The sequence below is a fragment of the Parafrankia colletiae genome (assembly GCF_001854655.1).
GTDB classification, from domain to species: domain Bacteria; phylum Actinomycetota; class Actinomycetes; order Frankiales; family Frankiaceae; genus Parafrankia; species Parafrankia colletiae.
On record NZ_MBLM01000129.1, the window covers coordinates 94,954 to 101,967 of the forward strand.

At 68.5% G+C, this 7,014-nt stretch carries 6 protein-coding genes; 4 read left to right on the forward strand and 2 right to left on the reverse strand.

All coding sequences use genetic code 11. The features are described from left to right. Positions 1-550: 550 nt before the first annotated feature. Positions 551-1,687 carry a CapA family protein gene (locus tag CC117_RS20665; protein WP_071086644.1) on the forward strand — a complete coding sequence of 379 codons (1,137 nt, stop codon included), beginning with the start codon at positions 551-553 and terminating at the stop codon, positions 1,685-1,687. A 224-nt stretch (positions 1,688-1,911) separates the two neighbouring features. On the opposite strand, the gene CC117_RS20670 is transcribed toward CC117_RS20665, so the two are convergent. Beyond that, entirely contained in the window at positions 1,912-2,751 is an 840-nt protein-coding gene (locus tag CC117_RS20670; RefSeq protein ID WP_071086645.1) for a TauD/TfdA dioxygenase family protein, read from the reverse strand. 131 nt (positions 2,752-2,882) lie between these two features. Between CC117_RS20670 and CC117_RS20675 the strand changes: the two genes are divergently transcribed. Together CC117_RS20675 and CC117_RS20680 are read left to right on the forward strand one after the other, a co-directional pair. Beyond that, positions 2,883-3,467: a TetR/AcrR family transcriptional regulator gene (locus tag CC117_RS20675; RefSeq protein WP_071086646.1), complete on the forward strand. Its 585-nt coding sequence runs from the start codon at positions 2,883-2,885 to the stop codon at positions 3,465-3,467. A 520-nt stretch (positions 3,468-3,987) separates the two neighbouring features. Then, on the forward strand, positions 3,988-4,734 hold the full coding sequence (locus CC117_RS20680) for a hypothetical protein (RefSeq protein ID WP_198541924.1): 747 nt from the start codon (positions 3,988-3,990) through the stop codon (positions 4,732-4,734). Between the two features lie 14 nt (positions 4,735-4,748). Here the strand turns inward: CC117_RS20680 and CC117_RS20685 are convergent, their stop codons facing one another. After that, the gene (locus CC117_RS20685; protein ID WP_198541925.1) at positions 4,749-6,092 is read right to left on the reverse strand and encodes an FAD-binding protein; all 1,344 of its coding nucleotides are present in this window, start codon (positions 6,090-6,092) and stop codon (positions 4,749-4,751) included. A 460-nt stretch (positions 6,093-6,552) separates the two neighbouring features. Between CC117_RS20685 and CC117_RS20690 the strand changes: the two genes are divergently transcribed. Continuing rightward, positions 6,553-7,014, forward strand: a 462-nt coding sequence (locus tag CC117_RS20690; protein ID WP_198541926.1) for a transposase domain-containing protein, incomplete at its 3' end; no start/stop codon positions are given.

The following is a 7,014-nucleotide window of genomic DNA, read 5'->3' on the forward strand; positions in this document are numbered from 1 at the left end:
GTGAGCTCGGCGGGGAGCGGCGCCCACCGGCTGAGCCGACCTACCGACGCCGGTGTCAGCGCTGCCGCGTCTGCGGCCAGGGCTGTTCCCGACCGGCGGACCGGTCCGGTGAAGTCGCCGGGCAGCAGGTCACCACTCGGCTCGGCCATCACCCCCTCCGGCTGCCTCACGGCGGCGGACGAACTCGCCCTTCGGCCGGCGACGCGGTCGCGCCGGCCGGGTTCCGTGCGCGGTTCGAACCGGTCGAGCAGGGGTGGGGTGAGGGTGTGGAGGACGGCGGCTGGCAGACGCCCTACCGATCAGCTACCCGGAAGGCGCATCCGCGGACCCCCTCGTCAGGCCGATGTACGTCAGCCCTCCTGTCAGCAGCACGACCAGCGCCGCTCCGACCGCTTCGACGACAATTCCGGCAATCAGGTGACCCACGACGCGCACCCTTTCCATGAGCAAACGCGTTCGCGGCGACCGTGAGATATCATCGTTAACTCTGGGTAGCGAAGAGGGCTCGGTCAGATGGCCACGAGACGAAGTGGCCGGGTGAGGTGTGGCGATGACACCACGGAGCGCCCGACGACCGCGGCACGTGACGTTGTTCCTGTGCGGCGACGTGATGCTGGGCCGCGGGGTGGACCAGATCCTGCCGCATCCCGGTGACCCGAAGCTCTCGGAGCCGTGGGTCCGGGATGCCTGTGACTACGTCGGGCTGGCGGAGGCGGTGAACGGCCCCGTCCCGTGGCCGGTCGACTTCACCTGGCCCTGGGGCGAAGCACTGTCCGTGCTCGACGAGGTCCAGCCCGATGTGCGGGTGGTGAACCTGGAGACGAGCATCACCCGGTGCGGCGGACCAGCCCCGGAGAAGGCGATCCACTACCGGATGAGTCCGGCGAACACGCCCTGCCTGGCCGCCGCCCGACCGGATGTGTGCGTGCTGGCGAACAATCACCTGCTGGACTTCGGACGGCAGGGGCTCACCGAGACCCTCGGCGCGCTGTCCGCCGCCGGGCTGACGCCGGTGGGAGCCGGTCACCATCTGGAGGAGGCGCGCCGCCCCGCGGTGGTTCCGCTCGATGGCGCCCGGCGGGTGGTGGTCTTCTCGTTCGCCCTGCCCTCCAGCGGCACCCCGCGGGCGTGGGCCGCGACGGCGGACAGGGCCGGCGTCGACGTCGTCCCCGAGCTGTCGGAGGCCGCCGCGGTCGAGATCATCGCCCGCATCCGGCCCGTGAAGCGCCCCGCCGACATCGTCGTGGCCTCGGTTCACTGGGGATCCAACTGGGGCTACGACGTCGGCGACGACCAGATCCGCTTCGCGCACCAGCTGGTCGACGGCGGCGTGGATGTCGTGCACGGCCATTCGTCCCACCACCCGCGGCCGGTCGAGGTGTACCGGGACCGGCTCGTCCTGTACGGCTGCGGAGACTTCGTCGACGACTACGAGGGCATCCCGGGCTACGAGGGCTACCGGGACGATCTGCGACTGGCGTACTTCGTCTCCCTCGATCCGGACACCGCTGCCCTGACCGGCCTGCGGATGGTGCCCCTGCAGGCACGGCGGATACGGCTGGAGCGCGCTGCGCCCGCGGACGCGGCCTGGCTGCGCGGAATCCTCGATCGGATCAGTGGCGGCTTCGGCACCCGGTTCGCCCTCGACCCGGACGGCACCCTGCGGCTGCGGCCGTGCGGAACCTGACACGGACCCGCCCGCGGCGACCTCCACGAGGCCGGCGGTGTTCTCCACGGCGATGACAGGGCGATGACAGGGTGCTGCAAGGCCCGGCCGGAGCTGGCCGCGACCACGCTGCCGCTGGAGATCAGGCTGCCGTCGCATCCAAACGGTGAACCAGCCTGACCGAGTTCGGGCCGGTGCCGGCGGCCCGTGGCCCGAACTCGCTTCAGGTCTCGTGACCCATGCCCTCACCGGGCTGTGACGAGCTCCTGGCCGACGAGCGTGGTGCGGTGCATCAGCCGGCGCGAGGTCGGCTCGAAGGGCAGGGCGCGGTGAAGCATGCCGGTGTTGTCCCAGATCACCAGGTCGCCGCGGCGCCACTGGTGCCGGAGGGTGAACCGGGGGCTGGTGGACCACTCGAGCAGACGGTCCAGCAGGGCCCGGCTGCGCTCTTCCGACCAGCCGACGACCGTGCCCGCGGTCGCCCCGACCAGCAGGGACTTCCGCCCGTTCGCACGGGTCCAGACCAGGGGGTGCAGCCGCGTCGGCACCCCCTCCCAGCTCGCCCGCTGCTTCTCGCCGGCGTCGGGGTAGGCGATCCGCTGGGCGGTCGCGAAACTGTGGACGACCTGCAGGTCAGCGATCTCGGCCTTGTCCTCGTCGGAGAGGGCTGCGTAGGCGGCGTAGGTGTTGGCGAACTGCGTGTCGCCGCCGGCGGGGTCGACCTCGCGGGCGGTGAGCAACGTCGCCCGCTGGGGAAGCTCGTCGGTCGCGCCGTCGATGTGCCAGAGGAAGTTTCCCTGCCGGTAGCCGGCCAGCACGCTCTTCTCCGGGTCGAGCGTGATGTGGGCGATCTCCGGATACTCGCCGGGGTCGTTGACCTYCGGCACCACGACCTCACCCAGCAGCCGGCTGAACCGGACCAGGTCGCCATCCTCGATGTGCAGCTCCGGGTACACGAGGACGCCGTACTCGTCCAGCGCGGCCTTGCACTCGGCGGCGACCGCCTCGTCAACAAGATCCCTTCCGGTGTAGCCGCTGATCTCGGCACCGATGTCGGGCGCCAGCCTGGTGACCGTGGGGGACATGATTTCCTCCGACTGGTGGGATGTGACGGTTCGCACGCTCCGGGCGCCCTTCGTTCGTACCACCCTCCATCCGCAGTTTGCAAGAATCTTCTTGCATTCAAAAAGGATCTTCTGGCGCACTAGGATGAGGCATGGCCCGGGATACCCGCGACCGCCTGATGGAGGCCGGACTCACCCTGTTCGCCCGCAACGGCCTCGCCGGCACCACGGTCTCCGACATCGAGGCCCGTGCCGGGCTGCGGGCCGGATCCGGCTCGTTCTACCGCCACTTCACCTCGAAGGAGGCGCTCTTCGGGGTCGTCGTCCGGCGGGAACTCGACCGGTACCGCGCCACGCTCCGCGACGCGGAACCCGGCGAGCCGGYCGTCGCGGATGTGAAGGTCGCCCTCGCACTGGAGTTCCACCAGACCCTGACGACGCTGGACCAGCTCGGCAGGCTGGAGGCGATCATCGGCCGGGACGCCCGCGCGATGGGCACCCTCTTCAACGAGGTGGAGGCCCTCTACAACGCCGCCCTCGACGCCAGCACCCACCGGTTGGACCAGCTCATGAAGACCGGGCARATCCCCCGGCGCGACCCGCAGGCTCTCGCCGAGACGATCAGGAGCACGCTCATCGGCTACCACCTGAACACGCAGTCGTTCCGAAGGTCCCCCCGCCGCGTATCACCAGCGGATCTGATCGCCACCCTGGTGGACCTGATCTCCTCGAGATGAGGGGCGGGCGCCGCACCGGCGGTAGCTGTCCCACTTCGCCGCCGGATTCTCGCCGCCCACACCAGGAATCTCCTGTTTGACGTCCTCCCCGACCTGAAGCTGAAGGCCGGGGATTCCTGCCGTGCGGCTTGCGCGGGGACGGGGCCACTCCGAGCCCCGTCACGGAGGTGACGACTCAAGTTCGGGATTCGTTCGGCAACGGCGAGATCTACACAGGCGCAAGGCATCCTGTGGATGCTGCGCAATGACGTTTCGCGCGCAGGTGGTTTGCCGATGATCGCGCAGGTGGTTTGCCGATGATGGAGCCGTTCGGGCCAGGTGTTGACGACCAGGCAATTTGTGACCGTCCGCGCCCACGAGGAGGAGGTTAATTCCGTTCAAGACAGCCTTCCTGGTAGCTCGTAGCGTGGCGCACGCCGCCCTCGCGCGACGCCGTGACCCCACGGCCCGAGGGAAGGGAGGAGCCGGGGGCGGGACCACATCCGACAGAGCCCCGAAAGAATCAGATTGGGGAACAACAGTGGACGAGACACTGATTCGCCGCGTCGTAGGAATTGCCGGAGTCGGCGCTGGCGTGCTCCTGTTGGCGCAGACGCCGCTGTACTTCATGTACTCCGGCGCTCCGCCCGACTGGAACGTCCTCACGCGTATTCTGCTGAGCCTGTTCGGTTGCGCTTTCCTGATCGCTTTCCTGGTGGGCTTCTGGAATATTCTCCGGCACGCGGACCCGACCCTTGACTGGGTGGCGACGACCGCGCTGTGCGCCGGTCTCGTGTACGTGACGGGCGTGCTGGTCTCGCAGTCGCTCGAAGCCGGTACTGTGATCGTCTCCGAAGTGCCCGTCGACCCCACCGTGGACGGTCCCCTCGCCCCTGGCCAATTCCTCCTGTACGGGGCCACCGGCCGGACGATGACGGCGCTGTTCCTGGTCGCGTCCGGCTTCGCGGTCTCACGTACACGGCTACTGCACTCCTGGGTGGGAGCGACCGCGTACCTCCTCGCCGCGGCCAACCTGGCGTTCGTGCCGTCGGTCTTCTTCGGCTCCGACGCCGCCGACTTCTACAGCGCGGTCGGCTGGGGAGCGACGGCGTTCGCGGCCAGTTTCCTCATGTTCTGGGTCCTCGCGGTGGGAATCGCGATCCTCCGGCTGGCGGGCGTCGAAGGAAAYGCCACCATGCCGGCCCCGGAACCAGAACACGGCCGAGCACCCGAACACACGCCCGTCGCTGGGCGGACGCGAGCCTCGGCCGCCGTCACCCCCCGCTAATGCCGGTCACGGAACTAGAACACCTCGTAGCCGGGTGTGAAGCAGCGCGAGGGATCGAATCGGCCCTTCGCTTCGCGGACCATGGGCCACGCGGAACCAAAGTGCTTCTCCCACTCCTCGGGCGTGAGAGGGAAGGCGCTCACAGGATACAGAACGCCGCCGGCGGTGAGTACGCGACGATAGAGTGTCCAGTTCTGTTCGAGCAGGCGCTCGACGTGCTCGGGTCCGGTAGACGCGAACCGGACGAGGTTGAACACGAAGACGATCTCTTCGTTGGGCATCCTCACCAGTGGTGTCGTGATCTGGCCCTTGTCCAGCGGATAGAATACGACGAATCCGTGGCCGCCGAGGTCTTCGGAAACGAGGTCTGCGATCACCTCGTGAGCGACCTTCACCGCGACCGATCCAGGGAGGAAAGTCATCCACCACGGATGTGGGTCTGCCCATTCACCGGTCGAACACAGGAGTTCGGTAAATCGGTCGAAGGCTTCGAGGTACTCGGCGTAGGACAGGTCGTCGATCTGAGCGTGCGACCGATCGTCGGCCAGACCGGCCAGGACGACATCGTCGTCCGGATGGTCGTCCGCTCCGAGCAGGACCGCGATCTCCAGCTGGTGCTGCCAGGCGTCGTCATCGAGGACGATCGAGCCCCGCAGATGGTCTACTCCGCCTCTGCGCAGAAGCAGTTGCTGGTCGGCCGCCAGGCCTTCCAGGTCGGCATAGCTGAGGACGTACGTGCGGGCCCGGTCGGGCGCGGGGACGAGCGTGAGCGTCGCGCGGATGATGACGCCGAACTGGCCGAGACCCGCTCGTACGCTGTTGAACAGTTCGGAATTCGTCTCGGGCGAGCAGATCAGGATCTCGCCGTCGCCGGTGACGACCTCGAGTTCACACACATTGTCGGTCTGCATACCGTACTGATGCGTGGACACGCCGATCCCGCCGACGGAAAGGGTGCCACCGACGGAGAGATCGAGGTAGTTCGGGAGAACGGGCGGCGTGAGGTGGTCGGGCAGGGTCGCGGCGACGACCGAGCGCCACGTCGTACCCGCGCCGACCGTCACGCGGTCGTCGCCGACGCGATGGATCTCGTCGAAGTACGCCATGTCGACGACGATGCCGGCATCGACCTGCGACCGGCCGAACGTGGAATGGCCTCGCCCCCGAGCGGCTACTTTCAGCCCGTTTTCGGCCGCCCATCGCGTGACGACGGCGACGTCCCGGGCCGAGGCGGGTCGAAGGACTCCCAGCGGCGTCTTCTCGACCACGTGGCCGAAGTCGTCCGCAGCGGCCGCCCGAACGCCGGCGTCGAGCGACAGCTCACCGTCGAGCGGCGGTAGTGCCCCGGTCGGGAACACGCGACCGTCCTTCATCGTGTCCTTACTCACGGGTCATGCCCCCTAATGAGGAGTCTAGGGATATGACTAAAAGTGTCGGATTTTCCGGTGCGGCCGGTGCATCTTCCGAGGTCGTACGCGGTGCTGTCCCCAGAATGGGCCCGGCGACACGCCTCCGACCTCGGTGTTGTGCGGTCACGAGGCAGGGTGCCTCCGCCGTGTCCAGTCGACGACCCCAGGGCACCTCGTACAGCCTGACGAACAAGTCGCCACCTTGTCTTGAAAGAATTTAACCCCGGCTCCCCCGCGCGGCGGCGGGTCCGGGCCCGCCCGCACGTGGCGGTGGTCCGAGGCCCAATGCCGTGAAGCTTAAGTCGATCTTGGATGGTTGATCTTCCGCTGGTGCTGGCTGGTGGGTTGGTACGGCGTGGCGGCGTGGCATCTGTGCTGGTGGGTGGTTTGGTCACGGTTCGTGGCTTCGATGGTGACCCCGGACCAGGTGTCGGTCGGGGTGTTGGTGACGGCGGTCCCGCGGGACGCGGTGGACGAGGCGGTCGCCGTCTGCGGGGTGAGGRCGCGGCGGGCGGGCGGGAAGCTGCCGCCGCATGTGACGGCCTATCTGACGTTGGGGATGTGCCTGTTCCCGGACGACGACTACGCCGAGGTCGCGGCGAAGGTGACCGGGTCGTTGGACCGGTTCGGTTGCTGGGACGCGGTGTGGGCGCCGCCGAGCGCGAGCGGGATCACCCAGGCGCGTAAACGGTTGGGCCCTCAGGTGATGGCCGAGGTGTTCGAGCGGGTCGCCGGCCCGGTCGCGACGCTGTCCACGCGCGGGGCGTGGCTGCGGGGGCGGCTGCTGCTCGCGGTCGACGGGTTCGAGGTCGACGTGCCCGACACCGAGGAGAACGCCGCCGAGTTCGGCTACGCCGGCTCGGGTGAGAAA